The organism is Marinomonas sp. TI.3.20 (assembly GCF_038155025.1).
Taxonomy (GTDB): domain Bacteria; phylum Pseudomonadota; class Gammaproteobacteria; order Pseudomonadales; family Marinomonadaceae; genus Marinomonas; species Marinomonas flavescens.
In genome coordinates, this window is record NZ_JBAKAS010000001.1 from 210,251 (window position 1) to 232,474 (window position 22,224).

The 22,224-nt window shown below is 43.7% G+C and carries 19 protein-coding genes; 16 read left to right on the forward strand and 3 right to left on the reverse strand.

Going from position 1 to position 22,224, the window contains the following annotated elements:
• Nucleotides 1-128: 128 nt before the first annotated feature.
• The gene (gene norR / locus V6259_RS00945; RefSeq protein WP_341582971.1) at nucleotides 129-1,715 is read left to right on the forward strand and encodes a nitric oxide reductase transcriptional regulator NorR; all 1,587 of its coding nucleotides are present in this window, start codon (nucleotides 129-131) and stop codon (nucleotides 1,713-1,715) included.
• On the opposite strand, the gene V6259_RS00950 is transcribed toward norR, so the two are convergent.
• On the reverse strand, nucleotides 1,712-2,146 hold the full coding sequence (locus V6259_RS00950; RefSeq protein ID WP_341582972.1) for a group II truncated hemoglobin: 435 nt from the start codon (nucleotides 2,144-2,146) through the stop codon (nucleotides 1,712-1,714). The two genes, norR and V6259_RS00950, sit on opposite strands and share 4 nt — an antisense overlap.
• Nucleotides 2,147-2,350, reverse strand: coding sequence for a hypothetical protein (locus V6259_RS00955; protein ID WP_133010698.1), 204 nt, complete (start codon nucleotides 2,348-2,350; stop codon nucleotides 2,147-2,149). It lies immediately after the preceding gene.
• A gap of 406 nt (nucleotides 2,351-2,756) precedes the next feature.
• Here V6259_RS00955 and V6259_RS00960 point away from each other — a divergent pair, with 406 nt between their 5' ends.
• Entirely contained in the window at nucleotides 2,757-4,067 is a 1,311-nt protein-coding gene (locus V6259_RS00960) for an MATE family efflux transporter (protein WP_445928494.1), read from the forward strand.
• Nucleotides 4,068-4,136: 69 nt separating this feature from the next.
• On the opposite strand, the gene V6259_RS00965 is transcribed toward V6259_RS00960, so the two are convergent.
• Nucleotides 4,137-4,913, reverse strand: coding sequence for an FCD domain-containing protein (locus V6259_RS00965; protein ID WP_133010699.1), 777 nt, complete (start codon nucleotides 4,911-4,913; stop codon nucleotides 4,137-4,139).
• Nucleotides 4,914-5,245: 332 nt separating this feature from the next.
• On the opposite strand from V6259_RS00965, the gene V6259_RS00970 reads away from it, so the two are divergent.
• The 14 genes from V6259_RS00970 (at nucleotide 5,246) to V6259_RS01035 (ending at nucleotide 22,222) form a co-directional block, all read left to right on the forward strand.
• Nucleotides 5,246-8,110 carry an FAD-binding and (Fe-S)-binding domain-containing protein gene (locus tag V6259_RS00970; protein ID WP_341582974.1) on the forward strand — a complete coding sequence of 955 codons (2,865 nt, stop codon included), beginning with the start codon at nucleotides 5,246-5,248 and terminating at the stop codon, nucleotides 8,108-8,110.
• 960 nt (nucleotides 8,111-9,070) lie between these two features.
• Complete coding sequence (gene cyoA, locus V6259_RS00975) at nucleotides 9,071-10,099, forward strand: ubiquinol oxidase subunit II (RefSeq protein WP_341582975.1); 1,029 nt, start codon at nucleotides 9,071-9,073, stop codon at nucleotides 10,097-10,099.
• On the forward strand, nucleotides 10,099-12,078 hold the full coding sequence (gene cyoB / locus V6259_RS00980) for a cytochrome o ubiquinol oxidase subunit I (RefSeq protein ID WP_341582976.1): 1,980 nt from the start codon (nucleotides 10,099-10,101) through the stop codon (nucleotides 12,076-12,078). The genes cyoA and cyoB overlap by 1 nt, the downstream gene beginning before the upstream one ends.
• A gap of 2 nt (nucleotides 12,079-12,080) precedes the next feature.
• The gene (gene cyoC / locus V6259_RS00985) at nucleotides 12,081-12,692 is read left to right on the forward strand and encodes a cytochrome o ubiquinol oxidase subunit III (RefSeq protein ID WP_341582977.1); all 612 of its coding nucleotides are present in this window, start codon (nucleotides 12,081-12,083) and stop codon (nucleotides 12,690-12,692) included.
• The gene (cyoD, locus tag V6259_RS00990) at nucleotides 12,693-13,013 is read left to right on the forward strand and encodes a cytochrome o ubiquinol oxidase subunit IV (RefSeq protein WP_341582978.1); all 321 of its coding nucleotides are present in this window, start codon (nucleotides 12,693-12,695) and stop codon (nucleotides 13,011-13,013) included.
• A gap of 57 nt (nucleotides 13,014-13,070) precedes the next feature.
• Nucleotides 13,071-13,961 (forward strand): heme o synthase, encoded by an 891-nt coding sequence (gene cyoE, locus V6259_RS00995; protein ID WP_341582979.1) that lies wholly within the window; start codon nucleotides 13,071-13,073, stop codon nucleotides 13,959-13,961.
• A gap of 207 nt (nucleotides 13,962-14,168) precedes the next feature.
• Nucleotides 14,169-15,803 (forward strand): tannase/feruloyl esterase family alpha/beta hydrolase, encoded by a 1,635-nt coding sequence (locus tag V6259_RS01000; RefSeq protein WP_341582980.1) that lies wholly within the window; start codon nucleotides 14,169-14,171, stop codon nucleotides 15,801-15,803.
• 224 nt (nucleotides 15,804-16,027) lie between these two features.
• The gene (locus V6259_RS01005; protein ID WP_133010707.1) at nucleotides 16,028-16,447 is read left to right on the forward strand and encodes a MarR family winged helix-turn-helix transcriptional regulator; all 420 of its coding nucleotides are present in this window, start codon (nucleotides 16,028-16,030) and stop codon (nucleotides 16,445-16,447) included.
• A 61-nt stretch (nucleotides 16,448-16,508) separates the two neighbouring features.
• Nucleotides 16,509-17,573, forward strand: coding sequence for an HlyD family secretion protein (locus V6259_RS01010; RefSeq protein ID WP_133010708.1), 1,065 nt, complete (start codon nucleotides 16,509-16,511; stop codon nucleotides 17,571-17,573).
• A gap of 9 nt (nucleotides 17,574-17,582) precedes the next feature.
• On the forward strand, nucleotides 17,583-19,103 hold the full coding sequence (locus tag V6259_RS01015; RefSeq protein ID WP_207923185.1) for a DHA2 family efflux MFS transporter permease subunit: 1,521 nt from the start codon (nucleotides 17,583-17,585) through the stop codon (nucleotides 19,101-19,103).
• Nucleotides 19,104-19,280: 177 nt separating this feature from the next.
• Nucleotides 19,281-19,889: a gamma-glutamylcyclotransferase family protein gene (locus V6259_RS01020; protein ID WP_341582981.1), complete on the forward strand. Its 609-nt coding sequence runs from the start codon at nucleotides 19,281-19,283 to the stop codon at nucleotides 19,887-19,889.
• Between the two features lies 1 nt (nucleotide 19,890).
• Nucleotides 19,891-20,940 (forward strand): class I SAM-dependent methyltransferase, encoded by a 1,050-nt coding sequence (locus V6259_RS01025; protein ID WP_341582982.1) that lies wholly within the window; start codon nucleotides 19,891-19,893, stop codon nucleotides 20,938-20,940.
• Nucleotides 20,941-21,097: 157 nt separating this feature from the next.
• Nucleotides 21,098-21,610 carry a glycine cleavage system protein R gene (locus tag V6259_RS01030; protein ID WP_341582983.1) on the forward strand — a complete coding sequence of 171 codons (513 nt, stop codon included), beginning with the start codon at nucleotides 21,098-21,100 and terminating at the stop codon, nucleotides 21,608-21,610.
• Nucleotides 21,611-21,787: 177 nt separating this feature from the next.
• Complete coding sequence (locus V6259_RS01035) at nucleotides 21,788-22,222, forward strand: MarR family winged helix-turn-helix transcriptional regulator (RefSeq protein ID WP_133010712.1); 435 nt, start codon at nucleotides 21,788-21,790, stop codon at nucleotides 22,220-22,222.
• The last annotated feature ends 2 nt before the right edge of the window (nucleotides 22,223-22,224 follow it).

The window sequence follows — 22,224 nt, forward strand, 5'->3', positions numbered from 1 at the left end:
CGTTATTTTTCAATGGTTTAAAAATAAAAATATTTCAATAGAGTCATATAGACACAAATATAAATAGGTCTTTATGTTTCTTATGTGTCAAAATGACTCTATCTTAGCTATTTCATAGGTTGAAGAGAATGAATCAGGTTTCAAACAATGCCTTACTGAGTTTTGCGCTGGATTTGGCGAGTGCGGTAACGCAAACTAACCGCTTTGAGCAATTGGTCTACGCGGTTCGAGCGACCATTAATTGTGATGCGGTGGTATTGCTGATACATCATCACGGTGTGTTGACGCCGATTGCTCAGCGCGGTTTGTCTGAAGACCTAATGGGACGACGCTTTACCATTACCGAGCACCCACGGCTGAGCGAAATCTGTGCGGGCCACTACCCCGTTCGATTCCCGTCTGATTCTTCTTTACCTGACCCTTACGACGGCATGGTGCTAGGCCATGATGAGCATTTGCGCGTGCATTCTTGCATGGGCGTGCCCTTGTATTTGGATGGCAAGTTGATTGGTGTGGTGACGCTAGACAGCATTACGCCTAACCTATTTGATAATATCGACACCAGAGCGCTTGAGATCATTGGCACCATGGCGGCGATGACACTGAATACCGCGATGTTAATGGAGCAGTTGGAGACAAAATCTCAGCGAGCGGAACATGCGTTGCAGGTCATGAGCGAAGAGGCAAGAGTCAAAGACGGCTATGAGATGATTGGTCAAAGTGATGTAATGAAAGCGCTTCATCAAGCAATTAAGCTGGTAGCGCCTTCCGATTTTGCGATTTTAATAGAAGGCGAAACCGGTGTGGGTAAAGAGCTGGTCGCACGTTCTCTCCATCATGCCTCCAATCGCAGGCAATCGCCTATGGTGTATGTAAATTGCGCGGCGATTCCACAAAACTTGATTGAAAGTGAGTTATTTGGCCATGTAAAAGGCGCCTTTACCGGCGCCGATCGTGACCGTGAAGGAAAGTTTGTCCTCGCCGATGGTGGTACCCTCTTTTTGGATGAGATTGGCGAGCTGCCATTAGAAGTACAAGGTAGTTTGCTAAGAGCGATTCAAAATCAAGAGATCCAAGCCGTGGGTAAGGATGATATTCGCAAAGTAGATGTACGGATAATTGCCGCGACCAATCGACGCTTGGAACAGGAAGTTGCCGAACATCGCTTTCGGTCAGATCTTTTCCATCGCCTTAGTGTGTTTCCTATCCAAGTGCCTGCATTGAAAGAGAGACAAGGTGATATACCTCTATTGGCGGGATTTTTTGCGGAAGGCTTTCGTCGTAAATTAGGGCTTCAACAGCTTACTTTATCGGCCGCCGCGATCTCTTTGCTAGAAGCGTATCACTGGCCGGGCAATGTTCGAGAGCTAGAGCATGTTATTTCTCGAGCGGCTTTATTTGCTAAAGCGGACACTCCCACTGGCATTACCGTTATTACACCACAGCATCTTACTGGGTTACAGATAAGTAAGTTAAAAAAAGAAAAGGTACAAACAGACGAAGCTGTATTGGAAGAGCCTCAAGAGAGCGCTTTTGAATCCATTGATTTACGACTAGAAACCGAGCGATATCAAAAGGATAGGATTCGTCACGCATTGGAAGCAGCAAGCGGTAATTGGTCGCAAGCCGCGCGTCATTTATCGATGGATCGGGCCAACTTAATGCGATTAGCGAAGCGTTTGGGCATCAGTGTTGGCAAAGCAATAAAAAGCTAGTCGCTATGACCATGGCGTGCCGCACTGACTTGGTGGATTCGCTCTGCGGGAAACTCAAGTTTGGTGAGCAAATAAGCTCGCAGGTCTTCTTGATACCCCAGCTCAATTAACGCGGCTTCCATGCAATTAAGCCACATGGCCTTTTCCTTCTCAGTAATGATCAAGTGCGCATGGGCTTGAGGTAAGCTAATAGGACCAAATTTCTGCGAAAATAAACGCTCTCCTCCCATCCAACCTGATAAAAATGCCACTAACTTTTCGATCGTCAGTGAAAGGTTTTTTGGGTGCATGTCAAACAGCGGACGGTACTCAGGTGTCTCCGCCATTAGCCGGTAGAAGGTTTCGACTAATGTTTGTAATCCCGATAAGCCACCGACCGCTTGCAATGTGCCATCGCCTTCGCCATAAGGTGGACGAAAAGAGTCATTCATTTAATCGTGATCCTGTGTGTTGGTGTCGGATTTTTTCTTATTTTTAGCGCGATCCATCTTGATCGAATTACGGTAACCGCCAAGCGCAGCTAAAGCACCAATAATAAAGCTCATATAAAGTGGAATTTGAAACAGCATGGTGATGCTGATAAACACACAACCTACGGCCAATCCTTCTAATAAAGGTCTAAGTTGCTTTTTCATAGAGTCTCCGGTGCATAAAAAATAAGCGCGAGTTTAGCAAAATTTTCACGCCTTGTAGCGCTCGCTGTGGAAAAAAGCATCACTTATCCCAGAAATAAGCGAATAATAAAACGGTAAACTGATTGGTGAGTAAAAATGACTTATTCCCAAAAATAAGGAAAAAAGCCTCCCATAAAACAAAATTATCGTTAAAATACGGTTTTATTTCCCTAAAAAAGGGGTTGTTTGTGTATAAGTAGGCAAATTACCCACATTAAAAATGAAACCGGCGATGTGAATCAGACGGCTTTTTATCCACAATACAAAAAGTATCCACAAGGTTGTGATTCTGGTGCCTTTATTTAGTTTTCAACAAGTTATCCACTCTTATAAAAGCGATGTCGCTTTGCATCGAAAAATTTGGCGCATGGCTTGGCCGCCTATGGTATCCAACATTACTACGCCGTTATTAGGACTGGTGGATACCGCGGTCGTTGGTCATTTAGGTACCGCAACCCATCTTGCAGCGGTTGCGATTGGCGCGAGTATTTTTAGCTTTCTGTTTTGGGCATTTGGCTTTTTGCGAATGGGGTCGACAGGTCTGACTGCGCAAGCATTAGGACAAGGTGATGAGCGTCGGGTCCGAGAGTTGCTATTGCAGTCTATTTTGATGGGTGTATTTATTGGCTTAATGCTGATTCTCTTTCGTCATCCCATTATCGATTTAGCGATCACCTTAATGGCGCCAAGCGCCGATGTAGAGCCTTGGGCGCGCTTGTATTGCGAAGCTCGAATCTTTAGCGCGCCGGCAGTATTGGCAGGTTACGCGCTTATGGGATGGTTCTTCGGTGTGCAGTATTCAAAAGGCCCATTATGGATGCTATTAGTGATCAATGTTGTCAATATGATATTGGATTACACGGCTGTCTATGAATTAGGAATGGCCAGTGATGGCGTCGCTTGGGCGACAGTTGTTGCTCAATATGCGGGTGTCACGGTAGCAGGCTTTTTAGCGTGGCATAAACTAAAGGGTTTCAACGGTCATGTGCCTCTTAAAGCGTTGGTAAAATGGCGTGAATACATGGCGCTGATTCAGGTAAATCGCTATCTGTTTGTGCGCACCATTCTCTTGTTGCTGGTGATGCTGTTTTTTACCGCACAAGGTGCCCGTCAAGGGGACTCAGTACTCGCGGCCAATGCTGTTTTACTGACATTTTTAATGATCATTTCCAATGGTCTAGACGGCTTTGCCTTTTCTGTTGAAGCGCTTTGCGGCGAATATTACGGACGTAAAGATAAAGCCTCGTTTCAAAAGGTATTGCGTCTTTCTACCTATTGGGCGTGCCTTGCGGCCTTGATTCTGGTGGTTGTTTTTTGGATTTTCGGTAATGGAATCATAGGGTTATTAACCAGTGTGCAATCGGTTCGCTACGACGCGGCTCTGTACCTACCCTGGCTTATTATTTTTCCTCTGTTGGGTATTTGGTCTTTTATGTTGGATGGTGTCTTCATTGGTACCACCAGTGTAAAGCAGATGCAAAACACCATGATAGTGTGTGTTGTCGGCGTATTTTTTCCTGCCTGGTATCTGACTCAAGGCTTGGGCAATCACGGTTTGTGGCTTAGCCAAGCGTTGTTATTTATCGCCCGTGGTCTCACCTTGTATTGGTGTTATTTACAAAATATGAAAAAAGGGGTGTGGTTTACCAATGAAGCCAAGACATACAGTGACGAGTGAGTATTTCGTCGCTGTGATCTTGTGAGGCTGTTTTTTCGGTTTTATTTTATCGAGGCTTAACCGTCCCATTTACTGAGGACTAAGGCTTTCATTACGCCTTAGTGAGCGTTGAATACGGGTTTCTTCTTGGCGCATTTTTAGTAAATTTTCTTCTACAAACACAAGGTGTGCATGCACGGCATCTCGCGCCCCTTCTGCATTGCCTGCCATGATGGCGCTATACATGGCTCTGTGCTGATCCATAATAGTTTTACGTGCTACTTTCTTTTTAAATAGATTGTTTAAGTTTGCAGAGATACTGCTGGCCAGAATAGTAAATAAACTGCGCAAAGTATGGAGTAGTACAACGTTATGCGCAGATTCGGCGATAATCATATGAAATTCTGCGTCTAAACTGGCTTCTAGCGAAAAGTCGTGGTTTTGGTTCGCATCGACGAGTTTATTAAAGCACTGAGTCAGTCTTGCTTTATCTGCGTCGGTACTTCGTAATGCCGCATAATAGGCTGATAAGCTTTCTAAACCATCTCGAAATTCTAATTGATCATACAAAAATTCATCATGAGCACTGAGTAAGTCATGCAAGGGGTCGGCAAATGAGCTGCCTATTTGCTTTGACACATAAGTGCCGCCGCCATGTTGACTATAAAGAATGCCGCGGGCAATCAACTTTTGAATGGCTTCTCTTAGTGATGGTCGAGAGACTTCAAAGCGAGCTGCCAGCTCTCTTTCAGAAAGGAGTTTTTGGCCAGGCTTAAAACTTCCTTCTAAAATCATGCTTTCTAACTGCTGCATAATAATATCTGATATTTTTGGTTGTTTAACTGGCGCAAAGCGATTGGGTTCCATTGTTTGTCTCTCTTTCAACTCTATGTTTTTACTGGTTTTAGATATTAGTATTATTAAATGCTAAATTTATGGTTTATCTACACGATAGTGGTAACGGTTGTTAATAAAGACAAAAGTGGTAAAACCACTTCTAAATGTCGTTAAAATCCTCTAACTATCTACTATCGTATAGGTTGACAAATTATCTAAGGGTTTCTATTGTAGCTCAGAATTATAGGGTAAATTGGTATGACCAATTTATTGCTTTATTCAATCTCTGTCTAGTTGTTTATTTTTTTAGACTACCAAAACAATAAAAGTAAGCAGGCCTTTGCGCCTTGGGATGTATTGTTATGACTTCTCCGCTCTTAGCTTCACCAAATACCAATCCTCATTATCAGGATCTTTATAACGTATTAAAAAATGTTATAGATGATAGCCGGCTGATTCGTGATCCTCTTCGTACTTTAGCGTATGGAACGGACGCCAGTTTTTATCGCTTAATTCCCCAGCTGGTGGTTCGCGTTAATGATGAAGAAGAAGTACGTTTGGTTTTAAAAGAAGCGAAGTCGAGAAAGCTTCCAGTGACATTTAGAGCGGCTGGCACGAGCTTGTCGGGCCAAGCCGTGACGAACTCGATCTTAATCCAGTTATCTGATCAGTGGAAAGGTCACACCATTCATCAGCATGGGCATGTTATTTCCCTACAGCCTGGCATCATAGGTGCCCGAGCTAACCAATTATTGGCGCCTTTTCAGCGTAAAATCGGCCCAGATCCAGCGTCTATTAATGCTTGTATGATTGGTGGCATAGCAGCTAACAATGCCAGCGGAATGTGCTGTGGCACGGCGCAAAACAGTTACAACACCGTAAAAAGTGCTCGAATTTTATTGGCCGATGGCACTTTGTTAGATACGACAGACGAAACCAGTAAAAAGCGATTTTCAGAAACCCATGGTGATTTATTAGATACGCTGACGCTACTAGGCGAGAAAACACGTGGAAACACTGAGTTAGCAGATAAAATAAGACACAAATATAGACTTAAAAATACAACAGGGTACAGCTTGAATAGTCTGGTAGATTATCAAGACCCGTTTGATATATTGCTACATTTGATGATTGGTTCAGAAGGAACGCTAGGCTTCATCAGTGAGATAACCTATGAAACAGTGGTAGATCACCCTATTAAAGCGGCAACCATGATCTTTTTTGAAGACATGGAAGCGACTTGTCATGCGGTTACTGCCTTAAAAAGCGCGCCAGTCTCTGCCGTAGAGCTAATTGACCGTGCCGGATTGCGTGCAGTAGAAGGCAAGCCTGGTATGCCAGATATGCTGTCATCTCTGGGTGAGAATGCCGCTGGTTTACTGATTGATGTCAGGGCATCGGACGAAGACGAGTTAGCCAGTCATCTTGAATTGGTGTCGAGTTCTCTCGACGGTTTAAAAACACTTAATCCCATTGAATTCACACAAGAAAAAGCCGTATACGACTCTTACTGGAAAATCCGTAAAGGGTTATTTCCTGCAGTGGGTGCTGTTCGCCCCGTTGGAACTACCGTTATCATCGAAGATGTCGCCTTCCCCGTTGAGCAATTAGCCGAAGGCGTTTTAGAGCTCCAAGGCGTTTTCCATAAGCATGGATATGATGAAGTTATTTTGTTTGGTCATGCTTTGGAAGGTAACCTTCATTTTGTCTTTACCCAAGGCTTTGATGCACCAGCGGAAGTTGTGCGTTATGAAAAGTTAATGGATGAAGTCGCACATTTAGTTGCCGTGAAATACAAAGGCTCTCTAAAAGCGGAGCATGGCACTGGCCGTAACATGGCGCCTTATGTGTCTTTAGAATGGGGTGAACAAGCTTATGAGATCATGTGGGACATTAAACGTGCGTTTGACCCTGACTTTTTGCTCAACCCCGATGTGATTTTGACTCACAATGCCAATTTGCATGTACAAAATCTAAAACCGTTACCTAAAGCGAACGATAAAGTGGACACCTGTATCGAGTGTGGTTTTTGCGAATCGTCTTGTCCTTCTAAGTCACTTACTTTAACGCCACGTCAACGCATCGTCATCTGGCGAGAAATCCAGCGCTTGGTTGCTGCTGGAGATCAGCCTGAGCGTTTAGCGCTTCTGAAGAAAGATTATGATTACCAAGGCGTTGATACTTGCGCTGGTTGTGGTCTGTGTTCTATGCAATGTCCGGTTGGTATCAACACAGGCGACTTAACTCGAGAGCTGAGACACGATCGTATCCCTGATAGCAAGGTAGGATATTGGATCGGAGATCACTTTGAAGGGGTCACAAAAACAGCGCGCTTAGGGCTCGCTTCAGCATCAGTCATGAAGAACATCGTTGGCGATAGTGGTATGAATTTGCTAACAGGCGCGGCCAACAAAGTAACAGGCGGAGTGGTTCCGAAATGGCGTTCAACGATGCCCAAGACCTCTATCCCCTTGAAAACCTTGCTCGAAAACGACAACGATTGTGCTGTTGCGCAAACCGATCAAGGTTCCGTCGTGTATTTGCCGAGCTGCGCGACACGCGTCATGGGCAGTAGTCCTAATTCTAAGGATCAACGATCTGTCATGGAAGTGATGCTTAGCGTGTTTAGAAAATCTGGATACAAGGTCATTATTCCAAAAGGAGTGGAAAGTACTTGTTGTGGTTTGGCTTTTCAAAGCAAAGGTCAGTTCGCTGTTGCTGAGAAAAAGGCCAATGATCTTAATGCGTTATTACTTGAGGCCAGTGAGAACGGAAAGTATCCGATTGTGTGTGATACCAGCCCTTGTGTGTTGCGAATGAAAGAAACATTGGATGCCAAACTAAATTTGTACGAACAAGTGTCCTTCATTAGTGAGTTTGCGCTGCCGCACCTAAAAATTACTAAAAAAACGGCTCGTATTGCCGTTCATGTTACTTGCAGTACAACGAGAATGGGCTTAGCAGACAGTTTTGTTGCTTTGGCGAATCAATTAGCTGATGACGTAGTGTTTCCTCCAGACATCACATGTTGTGGTTTCGCTGGAGACAAGGGCTTCTCGACACCAGAACTTAATGCCAGTGCGCTGAAAACATTATCAAAAGCGGTCGAAGGGTGTGAGGCTGGCTATTCGAATAGCCGAACTTGTGAAATTGGCTTGAGTGAACACAGCGGTTTAGATTATCAATCTATTGTGTATTTGGTCGATGAACTGAGCCATTCTCTTTAAAAAGCGGTTTTCTATATAAATAGGGCATATTCAGGTGACACTGAATGTTGCTCTCATCAACTACCTGCGTTATCAATCAATGTCTATTCTCGATATCTATTATTAATCAGTATTGAGAATAGGCATCGATTACATGGGTAAAGCAGCTAATATTAAAAATGTTGAAAAATCATAATTTATGAATATTGACGGCCTAATGTAAAGAAACTACCTGTATAACGCGACTTGAATGATAGGTATAAGCGTCCGTTATGATTAATAGTGTAAGTTTTACTAAAAAGATCGTGAAGGAAATGCCGACAAACGCTAAACTACGCTTTGTGTGATTGTATATTTTTTGATATATTTCGCGCACCGGAACTCGCGGATTGCTGTGAATGCGCAATTTACGCCACTATTACTTGACAAAACTGGACGCAAAAATTGAATTCATTACAAACTATTTTGTATAAGAGAGTGCTTCTTTCTCTGCAAATGTCGCCTACATGGCTGACCGTTTTGTTGTGTCTGTCTATTTTCGCTAGCGCGTTTTATTTTACGTCCTTTACTCCTCTTTTCTTAACACCTGAACACCTTCTAAGCTCCCCTATTCTTGCTTCTGTGCTTTTAATGAGCACGGGAGTGACATACCTATTGGTAAGATATTGGCATGAAAATGCGGATATCAACCTTGCTCGCCAAAAAATGGCCTCCTTTTTACATCGTGATGACTCTTTATATAGAGCAGTTGGTTCGTGTCGAGACACAGCCCACGACAGGATGATATAGAGCACCCTTTTTCAGATTTAGGTGATCCATCAAGACAATTACTTCGTTAATGTAATAGTTACGCAGTAAGTGTTCTTGTAGTGCTGATGTCAGCATGCGGAGCATCTTTGCTGAAAACGCCGGTTTGGCCGGTTTTTTCGTTCTGCTTCTTTAATGTTAAAGATGCAGTGTTGTGAACCTCAGGGTTAGAGGATGATTCTTTTGTTAACTCGTATCCTAAGTAAAATCGCTTTGGCTATTGCAGTAGGCTTGCTTGCTGGTTGTCAAGGTGGCGTGCTTGATCCAAAAGGACAAGTAGGTATTGATGAGAAACATTTGATTATTTTATCAACTGTTTTAATGCTACTTGTCGTGGTCCCAGTGATCTTCATGACGCTTTATTTCGCTTGGAAATATCGCGAAGGTCGTGATGAGATCTACGAACCTAAGTGGTCCCACTCCACTAAAATTGAAGTTATGTGTTGGACTGTTCCAATTATAATCGTCATCATTCTTGGTGTGATTACATGGAAATCAACTCATGAATTAGACCCTTATAAACCGTTGAAATCTGATAAAGATCATATCACGGTTGAAGTTGTGTCGATGAACTGGAAATGGTTGTTTATTTATCCAGATCTAGGCATTGCTACAGTGAATCAATTAGTGTTCCCAGCTAATGTTCCTGTTGCATTCAATATATCTTCTGAAGGCGTCATGAACTCTTTCTTCATTCCTCAATTGGGTAGTCAGATTTACTCAATGGCAGGCATGGTGACTAAAGTGCATTTGATTGCAAATGAGCCAGGTACATTTAAAGGCTATTCTGCAAACTACAGTGGTGCGGGTTTCTCTGGTATGAAGTTTAATGCCATTGCAACACCAACTGAAGCAGACTTTGATGCTTGGGTTGCAGGTGTGAAAGCAGGTACACATGGTGATGTAATTAATCATAAAATCTTGGACCAAGCGTCTTATGACGAATTGGCTAAGTATGACTTACATGCTCATGTACATGTACAGACTCCTGTTCAGTACTACAACTCAATCAAACCTGGCATCTTCCATGACAATGTCATGAAGTTCATGAAAGATTACGGTCGTGTAGAAATGCTGAAAGGGACATCTTTCGATCCTCCAATGATGGGTGATATGAAAAACGGTGAGATGGATCATAGTAAGATGACACATGAGTCATCTGAACATTCGTCTGATGAGATGAAAATGGAGGCAGATAAGTAATGTCGATATTAGGCAAATTATCTTTAGAATCTATTCCTTACCACGAACCGATTCTTGTTGTAACGTTCTCAGTTGTAGTCGCATTGGTGCTTGCCATTGCTTTTCTTGTGATTCGTTATAATAAGTTAGGCGTGCTTTGGAATGACTGGTTAACCTCGGTTGACCACAAACGCTTAGGCGTGATGTACATAGTGCTGGCTCTTGTTATGTTGATTCGAGGCTTCTCAGACGCAATTATGATGCGTTTGCAGCTTGCTTTGGCAACAAACGGCGATCCAGGCTATTTGCCACCCCATCACTATGACCAAGTCTTTACGGCTCACGGTGTGATCATGATCATCTTTATGGCTATGCCATTCATGATTGGTCTAATGAACATTGTGCTTCCATTGCAGATTGGTGCTCGCGATGTTGCCTTCCCGTTCCTAAACAACCTTAGTTTTTGGCTAACGGCTGGTGGTGCGATTCTAATCAATATCTCTCTTTTTGTGGGTGAATTTGCAAAAACAGGTTGGGTGGCGTATCCGCCATTAGCCGGTTTGAAGTTCAGTCCAGATGTCGGGGTTGATTATTATATATGGGCACTGCAGATATCCGGGATTGGTACGACATTAACCGCCGTTAACTTCTTGGCGACTGTGTTTAAAATGCGTGCCCCTGGAATGAAATTGATGGATATGCCGATCTTTACTTGGACCTGTACTTGGGCCAATATTTTGATCGCTGCATCTTTCCCAATTTTGACTGCTGTTTTGGCAATGCTAACGCTTGACCGTTACCTAGATTTCCACTTCTTTACGATTTCTGGTGGCGGTAACCCAATGATGTATATCAACTTGTTCTGGGCATGGGGTCACCCTGAGGTGTATATCCTTGTTCTTCCAGCATTTGGTATCTTCTCTGAGGTTCTTTCTACCTTTACAGGTAAGCGCTTGTTTGGTCATAAGTCTATGATTTGGGCGAGTGGTGCAATTGCTGTTCTTGGTTTTGTTGTATGGCTACACCATTTCTTTACCATGGGTTCAAGTGCGAACGTTAACGCCTTCTTTGGTGTTGCAACCATGGTTATTGCTGTACCGACTGGTTTGAAGCTATTCAACTGGATCTTTACTATTTATCGTGGTCGTCTTCGCATTACCGTTCCGGTACTTTGGTCGCTTGGTTTCATGGTGACTTTCACTATCGGTGGTATGACTGGTGTACTTCTAGCGGTACCAGGTGCTGACTATGTATTGCATAACAGCTTGTTCTTGATTGCCCATTTCCATAACACCATCATTGGTGGTGCGGTATTTGGTTATCTTGCAGGTTTTGCTTATTGGTTCCCTAAAGCAATGGGCTTCCACCTTAACGTTAAGTTGGGTAAAGCAGCTTTTTGGTGTTGGTTGGTTGGTTTCTTCTTAGCCTTTATGCCTTTGTATGTACTTGGCTTCTTGGGAATGACTCGTCGTCTAAACCACACGAACAACCCTGAGTGGAATATCTGGTTATATATCGCGTTAGCGGGTGCTTTTGTCATCATGGCCGGTATCATTTGTCAGTTACTTCAGCTGTATGTCAGCTTCCGAGATCGTGCGCAAAATATGGATACCACTGGTGATCCATGGAATGGCCACACTCTTGAATGGTCGACTGCTTCTCCACCGCAGTACTACAACTTTGCAGAAACACCTGTAGTGTCTGATATCGATGCGTTCACTGACATGAAAGAAAAAGGTGAAGCTTACGTTCGTAAAGACAGCTACGCTCCGATTCACATGCCTAAGAACACTTCTTCTGGTATCGCAATCGCGGGTTGTATCACTGTCATGGGCTTTGCATTGATTTGGCACATTTGGTGGTTAGCTGCTCTAGGCTTGTTTGGCGCGTTTGTATCTTTGATAGTACGTGTTTACACAACAGACGTTGATTACTATGTTCAGCCTGATGAGGTCGCTCGTATTGAGAATGAACATCTAGATAACGTGGCTAAGGGGTAATCATGAGTACAACACATATGAATACACATTCAGCTCACGATGAGCATCACGACCACGAACCAGCACCGTATAACGTGTTTGGATTCTGGTTATACCTAATGACGGATTGCTTGTTATTCGCATCCGTCTTCGCTACCTACGCTGTGCTCTTTATGAACACAGCCGGTGGTGTATCAGGTAAAGATATTTTCGAACTAGACTTTGTTCTAGTGGAAACGGCAGCGCTACTTGTTTCAAGTATCACTTACGGTTTCGCGATGCTATGCGCACACAACAAAAACAAAGGTGGCACCCTTGCGTGGTTGCTAGTGACGTTTGCGATGGGTGCTGTGTTCATCAGCATGGAAATATACGAGTTTCATCATCTAATCGTTGCGGGACATGGACCTCAGACTAGTGCTTTCTTGACAGCCTTCTTTACCCTTGTTGGTACTCACGGCTTGCATGTAACAGCTGGTTTGATCTGGATGTTCATCATGATGGTTGAAGTTGCAAAAACGGGTCTTGGTGGTCGCACGATAACTCGTCTAAGCTGCTTAAGTTTGTTCTGGCATTTCTTGGATGTTGTCTGGATCTGTGTTTTCACCGTTGTTTACCTGATGGGGAAAGTATAAATGAGCAATCATTCTTCTGAAGCTAATTCACACGGCAGCGTTGGGTCTTACGTCACTGGTTTTGTATTGTCTGTTATCTTGACAGCAATTCCATTCTGGATGGTGATGACGCACACGTTTGATAATGAAACGACTTATATATCAATTGTTGCACTCGCAGTTGTTCAGATTTTTGTTCACTTGAAGTATTTCCTTCACTTGAACTTCTCTGAAGAAGGCAAGTTAGATACTTATTCTTTCTTGTTTGCTGCTTTGATTATAGTAATGGTTGTAGCATTGTCTGTTTGGATCATCTACGCGTCTAACGCGATGATGATGTAAGCTGAATAACTTGATAAATATGCGGAATAAAAACCGCGTCGATGGGAGTCTATAAAGATGTTTAAGCGTTATCTCCAGGTGACTAAACCTGGCATCATTATGGGCAACCTCATCTCAGTTGCGGGAGGCTTTCTTTTAGCCTCTCGTGGCGAGATCGACTGGATTCTTATGCTAGCGACAGTCATTGGCTTGTCGTTAGTCGTTGCTTCTGGCTGTGCCATTAACAACTATATAGACAGAGACATAGATGCAAAAATGCAACGTACGCGTAACCGGGTAACGGTCACGGGTGAAATGTCTGGTAAAGCCGCTTTTGTTCACGGTGTTGTATTAGGTCTAGTCGGGTTTGCCTTATTGGCTTACTTCACTAACTGGGTTGCTGTCTCCTTCGCAGGTTTTGGCTACTTTGTTTATGTTGGCTTATACACCATGTACTTTAAGCGAAAATCCGTATACGGAACTGCGATTGGTAGCTTATCTGGTGCTGTACCTCCAGTAGTTGGCTATTGTGCCGCTGCAGGTCAATTTGATGCAGGCGCTGCGATTCTTCTTGCGATGTTTTGTATTTGGCAGATGCCGCACTCTTATGCGATTGCCATTTTTCGTTACAAAGATTACGCCGCGGCTAATATCCCTGTATTGCCGGTTGCTGAAGGCATTGCCAAAGCGAAACGTCATATTGTCCTTTATATCGCCGCGTTTGCGATTGTGACCGCACTGCTGCCATTAACTGGCTACGTTGGTGTGGGCTTTATGATTGTGGCTTTATCTACCAGCCTTTGGTGGCTAGCGATGGCGTTAAGAGGCTATCGCAAGGACATTGATATAAACGGTTGGGCACGCCAAGTGTTTTTCTTCTCTATCATCACAGTAACTGCTCTGAGCGTTACTATGGCGGTAGACTTCAAAACACCCGCTGATCTTTTAGTTTTTGCTTCGGCACACTAATGCAGTCTTTATTACTGACGTCTCTATAAGTAATTGTTTATAAAAACGGGTCTTTTGACTCGTTTTTCATTTCTATCTCTCTCCTGATTATTTCTAAATAAGCCTCTTCCCTGCACCTTCATAATTCGCTATGTTGTTTACAGTGACTACTTTATATCCTTGATTATTCTAGTCTGTTATTTTTGTGCTATCGACATTAAGGACGATATGATGAAGGCACTTTTCCTAGTCCCCTTGTTTTGCTTTCTACTTGTTACTAGTAGTTTTGCGAATGCTATGGCCTGTAGTGAGCTAAAAAAAATAGCCCCAGAAGGCATACAGATTAGTGCTACCCGTTATTATCCTGATGGTAAAGCCTTGGCTTCATTTTGTCTTGTGAGAGGGCAAATGGATCATCGAATTGGCATCGATGGCAAGCCCTACTCGCTTAAATTTGAATTGCGTTTACCTGACTATTGGCAAGGGCGGTTTGCGTATCAATTCAATAGTGGGAACGATGGCGAAGTAAAGCCTGCATTAGGGAATGTGACCGGATTGCTCCCAGCGCAATATGCGATTAACCGAGGTTTTGCCGTAGTGTCTAGCAACGGAGGGCATGATGCCGAGCCCATTTCACAAGCAGGACTCGATGGTTCCGCATTATTTGGACGAGACCCTCAAGCACGCCGAGATTATGGCTACGATGCCGTGCGTAAACTCTATCCTGTAGCGAGAATGCTGATACAGAATTATTATGGTGCTCCGATTCGCTATAGTTATGGCATAGGAAGCTCAAATGGCGGTCGTATGGCAATCGTCGCCGCTGCTCGCTACCCACGTATGTTCGACGGCTTACTGGTTGGCTACCCCGGACTCGACCTTCCAAAAGCGGCACTTCAGTTTGCTTGGGACGCACAAGCACTTCATCGAGTCGCGTTAACCAAACGTGATCTCGTTATGTTTACCAAAAGCCTGCTGGATCAATGCGATGGTTTGGACGGGATTAAAGACGATTTGATCTTCGCATCAGATTCTTGTCAGCAACGATTTAAACCGAGTTTACTGGCGTGTAAAGGGGAATTTGATCGTTACTGTCTTGCTCCAGAAAAAGTAGCGGCCCTTATGCGAATGCAACAAGGTCCGAAAAATTCAAAAGGACAGGCGTTATATTCGGATTGGGTCTACGACACCGGCATACGTTCAGAAAATTGGCGTCGTTGGAAAATCCAAAGCACAGTCAATGTTTGGCAGTTTAAACCCATTTCTGATGTCCTTGGCGCAGCAGCTCTAGCCAATATTTTTATGACACCACCGGTACACACAGGCAGCACTCCAGGGCTATTAGAGGCCTTTTTGTTAGCGTTCAATTTTGATAAAGATGCTCCAAAAATTTATGCTAAAAATAGTCAATTTCCAGAATCTGCAATGAATTTCATGACATCACCTGGCGCGAATGGACCCAAATTACAGTCATTTAAGCAAAATGGCGGAAAAATGGTTATTTTCCACGGTAACAGTGATCCCGTATTTTCGGTTAAAAATACTATCCGCTGGTATAACGATTTGAACTTTAATCAAGAAGGTAAGGCGGACAGTTTTGTGCGCTTGTATCGTATCCCCGGAATGCCTCATGGAGAAGGAGGCCCGTCGCTGGACCGCTTTGATATGCTATTGCCCTTGATGCAATGGGTGGAGCGTAAACAGGCGCCTAATACTGTTATTGCGACAGCACGGCCTAATAATCCAGAGCTCACGAACCGCATGCAAGGGTTAGAGCGCCCTCTTTGTCCTTATCCTAGGACGGCTATTTACCAACGAGGAAGCGTGAATTTAGCCAGCTCATTTGTTTGCCGAAGCGAATAGCATGGTTATTTTCTCTCGCGAGTTTCATATTGCCTCACAGACTAAATGAAGACTTAGATATGTATTTTTATTTATACCTTATATAAAAAAATCAGTGCCTAGATAGCCTCTTCAGCCCAGTCTATACGGGTATTGAGGATAGATTGTGTACATTCTTTGTAACGCATTGTAAATGATAAGCAATATATATAATGTTCATTCTATATTAATAGTGATGAATCAATATGAGTACGGAAAACATCAGCTTCCTAATGGTAGATATCATTAGGCTAATGCGTCGTGAATACCAGCAAAGAGAAATGTCTCTGACATATATGCAAGCACGAGCGTTACTTTGCGTGCAGCGCTCTGAAGGCATGCGCCAAGTCGCGTTAGCCGAGCTATTAGAAATCCAGCCAATTACACTTGCCCGTTTAATCGATCAACTTTCAGAGGATGGTTTAGTCGAGCGTCGTCAGGACCCTACTGATCGTCGTGCCTACTGCTTGTATCTTAAAGAGCCTGCTTTAGAGCGTTTGAAAATCATCAACGCGATCAAAGATGAGGTGAGAGATAAAACATTAAACGGTTTGAATGAAGATCAAATTGCCACGGTAGTAGAAGCATTGCAGCTAATGCATACCAACTTGTCCAGTGAACTTTGATAGTTAAATCCTCTAAAAAATAATTTTATTGATACAGAATTTTTCTGGAGAAATATCCGATATGAGTGAACAAGAAAATACCCTAGAGCCGACGAAACAAGTTGCCAATCGTGGAAAGCGACGCCTGCTACTGGTCGGCGTCCCCGTTGTTATTGTGGTTGTGTCGACGTTGATCTATATGCTGAGTGGACGTTACATTGAAACAGACAATGCCTATGTTCAAGCAGACATTACCTCTATCACCAATCAAGTTTCTGGTTCTATTTCTGCTATCGATGTGAAAGAAAATGAAGTGGTATCTAAAGGTCAGCTTTTGTATGTGATCGACCCACAACCATTCAAGTTTGCCGAAGATAAGGCCGCAGCTCAGTTGTCTGTGATGCGCAGTAATATACTTGCACAACAAGCGACGTATCGCGAAAAAGCCGTGCAGCTAAAACTAGCAGATACAAAGCTGGCTTTTTACGAACGAGAAGAAAAGCGTCAAAAAGATTTGTTGGTAAAACATTACGCCTCGAATTCTGACTTTGATCAAGCTCAAGAAAATACCCGCGAAAGTAAGATGAACGTGGTGGCATTGCAAGAAAACTTAAATGCCTTAAAAGCCATGTTAGAAGGCAATCCAAGCATGCCAGCAGAAGAGTATTCTAGCTATAAATCACTGCAATCTGCACTCGACACTGCGCGTTTGAATTTAGGCTATACACAGGTTCGTGCACCCGCTAGCGGCATTGTGTCTAAGTTGCCTAAGCTAGGTGAATACACAGCGAAAGGGGCGACCACTATGGTGCTCGTTGCCGATCAAGACACACGAATTAAAGCGAATTTTACCGAAAAAGACCTTACCTACGTTAAGCCTGGTCAACGTGTTGAAATCGACGTAGATACTTACCCAAATTACACTTGGAAAGGCAAGGTTGAAAGTATTAGCCCTGCGACTGGTTCTGAGTTCTCCGTGATTCCAGCAGAAAACGCGACGGGTAATTGGGTGAAAGTAGCCCAACGCCTTGCCGTTCGCATAAAAATTGACCATGAATCCGGCGAGCCAGAACTTCGTTCGGGTATGAGCGCACAGGTTTCTATTGATACTAAGCATCATCGAAGCCTATTTGGCATCACGCTGTAAGGCCGTTTTATGACAACTACTACCATTAGTAACTCAGGTAGCAAAACGACCAACTATGTGATGATCACGCTATCCGTGATGCTAGCGACGATCATGCAGGCCTTGGATACCACCATTGCCAATGTCGCCTTACCGCACATGAAAGGCGCGATGGGAACCACTCAAGATCAGATTTCTTGGGTGTTAACCTCTTATATCGTCGCGGCGGCTATCTGTATGCCACTGACGGGTTTCGTTGCTTCTCGAATTGGCCGAAAACGTCTATTTATGTGGTCTGTGGTGGGTTTTACCGTGGCCTCAATTTTATGTGGTGCCGCTCAATCTTTGAATCAAATTGTGCTATTTCGTTTGTTGCAAGGGGTGTTCGGTGCCAGCTTAGTGCCCTTGTCTCAGTCCGTGTTACTGGATACTTACCCAAAAGAAAAGCACGGTTCTGCAATGGCAATGTGGGGCGTTGGTGTCATGGTTGGGCCGATTTTAGGGCCCTATCTTGGTGGTATCTTAACGGAGTATTACAGCTGGCGCTGGGTGTTCTATATTAACGTGCCGTTTGGCATTATTGCTTGGTTTGGTATTGGGACCTTCTTAGAAGAAACAAAAATTGATAAAGCCCGTAAGTTTGACCTCTATGGCTTTGCCTTATTGGCCGCGGCCATTGGTGGGTTGCAAATGATGTTAGACCGAGGGCAGTCACAAAACTGGTTTGATAGCCCCGAAATCGTCATTGAAGGCATGCTAGCGGTCTTGGGTGGGTATATGTTTTTGGTGCATATCTTTAACCACAGTCATCCATTCATCGACCCGCATATGTTTAAAGACCGAAATTTTAGTGTGGGAATGATTTTTATCTTTATTGTCGGGGTTATTTTGCTGACGACCATGTCGTTGTTGCCACCCTTTATGCAAAGTTTAATGGGCTATCCCGTTATCAGTGTGGGGAGCGTATTGGCACCGCGTGGATTTGGTACCATGGGCGCGATGTTGATCGTTGGGCGCTTGTCCGGCAAAGTAGACCCGCGCTATTTAATTGCCTTTGGCTTGTCTCTTGTTACGTTCTCTTTGTGGAAAATGACGCAGTTCACCACAGACAGCACCTCGTTCGATATTATCTGGACAGGGATGGTGCAAGGCTCTGGTTTAGGCTTCTTATTTGTGCCCATTTCTGCCGTGACTTTTTCTACGATTGACCCTAAATATCGAAACGAAGGCACCGCGATGTTTAGCTTGTTGCGAAATATTGGCAGTAGTATTGGCATTTCTGTTGTGACAACGTATCTAGCGCAACGGATCCAAATTAACCATGCCGTTTTTTCCGAATACATTACTCCGTTTAGCCTTGGTTTGAAGTTAGCAGAGGAAAAAGCCGCACTCTCAATACATTCCACAAAAGGTCTAGTGGTATTGGATAACCTAGTCAATCAACAGGCCGCCACATTGGGTTACCTGCAGGATTTTCGAATGATGATGTGGGTAACCATTTGTGCGATACCTATGGTGTTCTTGATTCAGCATAAGAGAAGAAAAGCTTAGCGTATAGAAAATCGTCTAAAAAAAGGGTAATGCTTGTCGCATTGCCCTTTTTTTATGCTCTCTCCTAACGGCATCATTTGGGAGATTTCTCTTCAAGCCTAGCGATGTGATAGGCCGCACGTTATTATGCATACCATAAAAATGTTGTTGTGCTGAAACCCTGTTTAGGAGACTGAGATGAGTTCACAAGACCGACACTTTATTTTAGGCTACGGTAGTCTGATTAATGGTGAAAGCCGTTCTAAAACAGGCGAAACAGGTGACGTCTGGCCAGTAAAACTACATGGTTTTGAGCGTCATTGGTCGGTGATGTCTTCTGAATATGGTATGAGTTCTGTTGCCGTTGTTAAGGCATCTGAACGCGCTTGTAATGGTGTTTTGGTGGAAGTCCCGTATGATCAGTTTCCACTCTTCGATCAGCGAGAGCAAGGCTACCAACGCTCTCAAATTGCACGAGAACAGCTAACAACATATCTTGAACACGAGCTACCACAAGGCACTTACTGGGTTTATCACACCCACAACGTGGTTGAGCCGGATGATAATTGCCCTATTGCGTTAAGCTATGTGGATGTCATCTTGTCTGGTTGCTTAGAGCATGGAGATGCGTTTGCTCAAGATTTTTTGGCGCTCACTAAAGGTTGGCAAGCGCCATTATTGAACGACAGACAACAGCCTCGTTATCCGCGAGTGCAACCTGACTTATCCACAGAGCGTTTAAACATATTGCTTGCGCCTGTATCTACCCTTTCTATTAAAGAGCTATCCGTAACCTATGAACCTTAATATGACGAGCCAATTATTGGCGCGCAATGAAGAATCTCTTACTGGCAAGATTTTGTTTGCTAACCCAGAAGACACCTATCCGCTGGATTTGAGCCGTAAAGCAGATGTCTATGCTTGGAGCCAATCTAAGACGCAATGTGATGCGTTGCAGCAAGTTGGATTTCCTGAAGAGAAACTGGTTTTTTCTGAGCAATGGTCTGAGTCAATCGCGTCTGATTTCGACAATGTAGTGATTTATCAGCCAAAAGCCAAAGAACTGCTAGATTACCTTATTGCCGCCATATTGCCGCTGGTTAAAATGGGCGGAAAGGTTTGGCTAGTGGGCGACAATAAAAGTGGCGTCAAATCGTCAATGAAGCGTCTAGAAAACGGCCTAGAAGACGTCGGTAAAGTGGAAGGTGCAAAACATTGCTTGTTGTATCAAGGTTACAAGCGTGAAGAAGCCAAACCGTTTGTATTTGAAAAATGGATTACCACGTGGCAGCAAGACGTAGCGGGTCAAACGCTTAATCTATGCAGCATTCCAGGTGTATTCGGTCATGGCAAACTAGATAAAGGCACTGAGCTGCTGCTTAACCAATTGGATCAGCATCGTTTTATGAGTGATATAGCACACGCTCGATTGCTCGATTTTGGCTGTGGCGATGGCATTATTGCCTTGTGGTTGTTTAACAAAACGGGTGTGAAGATCACCGCGCTAGACGACAGTGCTTTTGCACTGAAAGCGACCGAATTAACATTTGCTGCCAACGACGCATCTGATGCACTGACCTTGATCGCCTCTAATGGTTTAAAAGAGGTGAAGGGGCGCTTTAATTATGTGGTCACTAATCCGCCATTCCATAGCGGTGTTAATACGGATTATAGTATTGCCGAACAGTTCTTTATGACGGTAAAACAACACCTTACTTTGAACGGTGAGTTGTTTGTTGTGGCTAATGACTTTTTGCGTTACCCGCCCATACTAGACGCCGCTCTAGGTTCCCATACGCGTTTATTACGTGATAAAGGTTACTCAATTTATCACGGTAGACAGCCGAAGAAACGCTAATTGAAAAAACGATCTTCAGAAAAATGACAACACAAGGCGACTTCGGTCGCCTTTTTATGCGGTTTTTTTTGCATTCTTTCTCAAAGGCAGTAGTCTAGACTTTAGATATTCACACCATGCATTCCAACATAATACAAATAAGTAACGGGAGCAGATTATGACTAAGCAATTAGTACTGACCTTTATTGGTGAAGACAAACCCGGTTTAGTAGAACGCCTTTCAGAAGCGGTGCGAGAGCATCATGGCAACTGGCTAGAAAGCCGTATGGCGCATTTAGCGGACAAGTTTGCTGGCATCTTAACCGTGTCTGTTCCAGAAGAGCATGAAGCGGGTTTGATAAGCGCCTTACAAGCATTTGATCAGCTCGGTTTGAATGTGATTGTGGAAAGCGCCAAAGTGGTAGCAGAAAAAGGGAAAATCATTAGCTTGTCTGTCGTGGGTAATGATAAGCCGGGCATAGTGAAAGAAGTGACTCAAATTCTCCATTCTCTGATGATTAATATCAAAGAACTTTCCAGTACGTGTGAGCCAGCTCCGATGAGCTCAGAAATGCTTTTTAAAGCGGATATGGTGCTGCATATTCCAGCGGATCTTGCGTTCTTGGATCTCGAAGAAGCATTGGAAGGCATTGGTAGTGACTTGATGATTGAGCTAGAAGAAAGTATCTAGCTTTCGTGGAAAATAGCTTCTTGGAAAATAGTTTTCTTTGAAAAGCTGTCTTTGAAAAACCACGTTTTACTCATAGTTATCCCATCTGTGGAAACATCTGTACTTTGCCCTTCTGGGACTTTAATTAAGTAGTCAAACTTGGTAGTTTAGCTGCTTAATTACTGGAGCTATTTTCTAATGCCTCAAGAAGCACATTCCCCCTTGGCAATGGATTTACACCAAATTGTTGGGTTAATTCATCGCAAGCTCAAAGAAAAGTCTAATGATGCTGACCTGAACTGGTCCCAAAAACATGTACTGAGATACTTATATCGACACTCTGTCTCGACGGTTTCTGAATTAGCCGCGCTAGAAGGTGTTCGTACCCAATCAATGGGCGCCACAGTACAGTCTTTAAAAGAAGCCGGTTATATCACCGGCCATCCTGATCCTAAAGATGGGCGTAAAACTCTGCTGTCTTTAACCAATATTTTTCAGGAAAAAGTAGAAAAGAAGCTGTTAATAAAAGAAGAGTGGTTGCAGCAACGCATTGCTGAACACCTTAACGCACAAGAAATTAAAGCCCTTCAGTTAGCGCTCCCCGCGTTGAAAAAATTAGTGTCAGAAGACTAGGT

Excerpts from the sequence above, each read along its gene's own strand:
- V6259_RS00950 (WP_341582972.1), bottom strand. The coding sequence starts at position 2,146 with ATGAATGACTCTTTTCGTCCACCTTATGGCGAAGGCGATGGCACATTG.
- V6259_RS01010 (WP_133010708.1), top strand. The coding sequence starts at position 16,509 with ATGAGTGAACAAGAAAATACCCTAGAGCCGACGAAACAAGTTGCCAAT.
- V6259_RS01015 (WP_207923185.1), top strand. The coding sequence starts at position 17,583 with ATGACAACTACTACCATTAGTAACTCAGGTAGCAAAACGACCAACTAT.
- cyoA (WP_341582975.1), top strand. The coding sequence starts at position 9,071 with ATGATTCTTTTGTTAACTCGTATCCTAAGTAAAATCGCTTTGGCTATT.
- V6259_RS01005 (WP_133010707.1), top strand. The coding sequence starts at position 16,028 with ATGAGTACGGAAAACATCAGCTTCCTAATGGTAGATATCATTAGGCTA.
- V6259_RS01030 (WP_341582983.1), top strand. The coding sequence starts at position 21,098 with ATGACTAAGCAATTAGTACTGACCTTTATTGGTGAAGACAAACCCGGT.
- cyoB (WP_341582976.1), top strand. The coding sequence starts at position 10,099 with ATGTCGATATTAGGCAAATTATCTTTAGAATCTATTCCTTACCACGAA.
- V6259_RS01000 (WP_341582980.1), top strand. The coding sequence starts at position 14,169 with ATGATGAAGGCACTTTTCCTAGTCCCCTTGTTTTGCTTTCTACTTGTT.
- V6259_RS01020 (WP_341582981.1), top strand. The coding sequence starts at position 19,281 with ATGAGTTCACAAGACCGACACTTTATTTTAGGCTACGGTAGTCTGATT.
- cyoC (WP_341582977.1), top strand. The coding sequence starts at position 12,081 with ATGAGTACAACACATATGAATACACATTCAGCTCACGATGAGCATCAC.
- V6259_RS00965 (WP_133010699.1), bottom strand. The coding sequence starts at position 4,913 with ATGGAACCCAATCGCTTTGCGCCAGTTAAACAACCAAAAATATCAGAT.
- cyoE (WP_341582979.1), top strand. The coding sequence starts at position 13,071 with ATGTTTAAGCGTTATCTCCAGGTGACTAAACCTGGCATCATTATGGGC.
- cyoD (WP_341582978.1), top strand. The coding sequence starts at position 12,693 with ATGAGCAATCATTCTTCTGAAGCTAATTCACACGGCAGCGTTGGGTCT.
- V6259_RS01035 (WP_133010712.1), top strand. The coding sequence starts at position 21,788 with ATGCCTCAAGAAGCACATTCCCCCTTGGCAATGGATTTACACCAAATT.
- V6259_RS00970 (WP_341582974.1), top strand. The coding sequence starts at position 5,246 with ATGACTTCTCCGCTCTTAGCTTCACCAAATACCAATCCTCATTATCAG.
- norR (WP_341582971.1), top strand. The coding sequence starts at position 129 with ATGAATCAGGTTTCAAACAATGCCTTACTGAGTTTTGCGCTGGATTTG.
- V6259_RS00960 (WP_445928494.1), top strand. The coding sequence starts at position 2,757 with ATGGCTTGGCCGCCTATGGTATCCAACATTACTACGCCGTTATTAGGA.
- V6259_RS00955 (WP_133010698.1), bottom strand. The coding sequence starts at position 2,350 with ATGAAAAAGCAACTTAGACCTTTATTAGAAGGATTGGCCGTAGGTTGT.
- V6259_RS01025 (WP_341582982.1), top strand. The coding sequence starts at position 19,891 with ATGACGAGCCAATTATTGGCGCGCAATGAAGAATCTCTTACTGGCAAG.